Below are 3,377 nucleotides of genomic sequence, written 5' to 3' on the forward strand. Positions count from 1 at the left end.
GCCGGGAAGCCGGACTGGAACTCCGCGAGGACATCGACACCGTGCTGGAGCCCGGCATGGTGGTGTCCATGGAGCCCATGATCACCGTCCTGGACGGCCAGCCMGGCGCCGGCGGCTACCGTGAGCACGACATCCTGGTGGTCGGCCAGGACGGAGCCGAGAACATCACGAAGTTCCCCTTCGGCCCCGAATACAACATCATCGGCGCCTAACCGCACCACACCCCCTGAAAAGGGCGGACAGCAGAAGCGGCGCCACGCCCACCGTGGCGCCGCTTCCCGGCACACCATGAACGAGGAGCACCACCAACATGGACCAGTCAGTATTTCTCGAAGACCTGGACGCCTTCGCCTACCGGGGAGCCTTGGCCTCCGGGGACGCGGTCGTCCTCATCCCTGTCGGGTCCCTGGAGCAGCACGGGCCGCACCTGCCGCTGGGAACTGACACCCTTCTGTCGTCACGCTTCGCGGAGGGGGTCGCCAGGCGGCTGGATGCAMTCGTTGCCCAGCCCATCGCGTACGGGTACAAGTCGCAGCAGAAATCCGGGGGCGGCAACCACCTCTCCGGTACCACCAGCGTGGATGGTGCCACGCTCATMGGGGTGGCGCGCAACCTGGTCAAGTCCTTCCTCAACCAGGGCGTCCGGCACGTGGTCTTTGTCAACGGCCACTTCGAAAACTACCAGTTCCTGTACGAGGGAATCGACCTGGCCCTGGAAGATCTGGGGCTAAAGCCCGGAGCAGAGCAGAGCGTGCTGCTGCTCTCCTACTGGGACTTTGTCAGCCAGGACACGTTGACGGAGGTCTACCMGGACGGATTCCCGGGGTGGGACATCGAGCACGGGGGGGTCCTGGAAACATCGCTCATGCTCCACCTCGAACCGGCCCGGGTTGCCATGGACCGCTTGGTGGACGGCCCGGCCGCTGTGCTGCCGCGCTTCGACAGGCTCCCTGTGGTGCCGGAGCGCACGCCGGCCACCGGCTGCCTTTCCTCGGCCGCCGGATCCAGCGCCGCCAAGGGTGAACTGCTGTACGGGCAGGTGGTCGAGGACCTGGCCGCCGACCTCGCCCGCGAGTTRGTCCGCGAACGTGTCGGGGCGGCCGTTCCGGGGTAGCCGGACATCGGCCGCCCKGCCGAGCGCGATCAGATGCACAACCATGAATGCACCGCGGTGGGACACGTCGCCGCGGTGCTTTCGTGTGTCCGGACGGACTTGGGTAACTTTAGCCGTTCTTCTTCCAGCGCTTCGGCCACTTCAGGTTCAGCAGCAGCAATCCAAGCAGGAGCGAGTCGACTGTCATGATTGCCGCCATAAGGTAGGCCCATCCGGCCATCATGGCGTGGCCTCCGGCCGCCGCCCCGCAGTGTGCATGTGTACCCGGATGCCCATGACGATCTCCTGACGTGGATCCCCCCAGTCACTCGATAGTCCACCCAGTCTGCCACCGCGTCGCCCTGGAGGGAACGGCGTCGCCGCAGGGCCCAAGCTTTTCCCAAGMTGGGACATGACCTGCGCTTTCACTGCAACTACGTCTCAGTTAGCGCAACTGTGATTTGCGGTCGGGCGGGGCACCCGGCGCGGATGGCTAATAAGTATGTCTTGAATTAATTCAGGCGATCGAAACAAAAACCCATTGACTGTGTCATGGGTCACGCCTAATCTGATGCAACAGCGTTGCACTGAATGCAACTCCAAAAMCCTTTGGTGGACACATGAGTAACGAAACTTCCTCCCCCGCCACTCTTGCGGGAGTGACCAGTCCGGAGTCGAATGACGGGCATGGCAGTACTTCCTCCGGACGCAACACGTTGAGCGGCGGAACCGCCCCGGGCGGTCCGGCCGCACCCGGCAACGGCGGCGGCGACCGCGTCAGCGCGGACACCCGACGGCGCGTGGTCGCCGCCAGCTTCATCGGCAACTTCGTCGAATGGTTCGACTACGCCGTCTACGGCTACCTGGCCGCAACCATCGCGGCGGTCTTCTTCCCCGAATCCAATCCCCAGACCGCGCTCTTGCTGACGTTCGCTCTGTTCGCGATCTCGTTCCTCGTAAGGCCGCTCGGCGGCTTCGTCTGGGGCCATATCGGCGACCGGGTCGGACGCAAGACCGCACTGTCCCTGTCGATCCTGATCATGTCCGGAGCGACGTTCTGCATCGCCCTCATCCCGGGGTTCAACTCCATCGGGATGTGGGCGCCGATCCTGCTCCTGGTGGTGCGCGTCGTCCAGGGCTTCTCCGCCTCGGGCGAATACGCCGGCGCATCGGCCTTCCTGGTGGAGTACGCCCCGGCCAACAAACGCGGCCTATACGCCGCGGTGGTCCCCGCCAGCACGGCCGCCGGCCTGTTGCTGGGCTCCCTCCTCGCTGGCCTGCTGACCATCCTGCTCAGTGCCGAGGCCATGCAGAGCTGGGGCTGGCGCCTGCCGTTCCTGCTCGCCGCCCCGATGGGCCTGATCGGACGCTACATCCGCACCAAGCTCGAAGACACCCCGGTGTTCCGCGAGCTGGCAGAAGAGGACCACGCCATCAAGGCGCCGGTGTCCAGCCTGTTCCGCAAGCACTGGCGGCTGCTGCTGAAGGCGGTCGGAGCCGTGCTGCTCAACGCCGTCGGCTTCTACGTGATCCTCAGCTACATGCCCACCTACCTGTCCTCGGAACTGGGCCTCGGGAAAGCCGAATCCTTCCTGGCAACCACCATCGCGCTGGTGACCTACATCGGATTCATCTTCCTGACCGGAATGCTCTCGGACCGCTACGGCCGCAAAAAGGTCCTCATCGCCGCCTCCCTGAGCTTCATCGTGCTGACCGTGCCGGCCTTCGCCCTGCTGGGCACCGGGAATTTCCTGGTGATCGTCCTGGTCCAGATCCTGCTGGGCGGCATGCTCACACTCAATGACGGCACGCTCCCGAGCTTCCTGGCCGAAATGTTCCCCACCCGCGTCCGCTACAGCGGCTTCGCCGTCAGCTTCAATCTCTCCAACGCCCTCTTCGGCGGCACCGCACCCTTCATGGCGACCCTCCTGATCGCCGCGACGGCCAACCCCCTGGCCCCGGCCTGGTACCTGGCCGGCGCCGCAGCCATCTCCCTGGTGGCCGTCGTGCTCTCCCGTGAAACCAGCAAGGAACCGCTGCGCCACGAGTAGCCCCGGCTGGCCCTCATTTTCCCCTCTAAAGAACAGCACTGCAGAAAGGCACCACCATAATGAGCATCACCACGTCCGACAACGCCTCGTCCATCGCCGAGCTGGAGCGTCTGAAAGTTMTGCACAACGGGCAGAAGGAAAAGCTGACGTTCTCGAACGCCRAGTTTGAGCGGCGGCTCGGCGGACTGCGCCGGATCATGGCAGAGAAGGACCTGGACGCCGTCGTCCTGACC

Annotated in this window: 2 protein-coding genes and 2 pseudogenes; all 4 read left to right on the top strand. The window is 64.9% G+C overall.

What is annotated here, in order from left to right:
- A pseudogene (locus AC1DBQ_RS22505) lies at nucleotides 1-212 on the top strand (creatininase); the annotation flags it as partial.
- 98 nt (nucleotides 213-310) lie between these two features.
- Nucleotides 311-1,114 (top strand): creatininase, encoded by an 804-nt coding sequence (locus AC1DBQ_RS22510; protein WP_476930627.1) that lies wholly within the window; start codon nucleotides 311-313, stop codon nucleotides 1,112-1,114.
- Nucleotides 1,115-1,713: 599 nt separating this feature from the next.
- On the top strand, nucleotides 1,714-3,144 hold the full coding sequence (locus AC1DBQ_RS22515) for an MFS transporter (protein ID WP_476930628.1): 1,431 nt from the start codon (nucleotides 1,714-1,716) through the stop codon (nucleotides 3,142-3,144).
- A gap of 59 nt (nucleotides 3,145-3,203) precedes the next feature.
- Nucleotides 3,204-3,377 (top strand): annotated as a pseudogene (locus tag AC1DBQ_RS22520) (creatininase); the annotation flags it as partial.

It is taken from the genome of Arthrobacter sp. 10T413_2 (assembly GCF_056394205.1).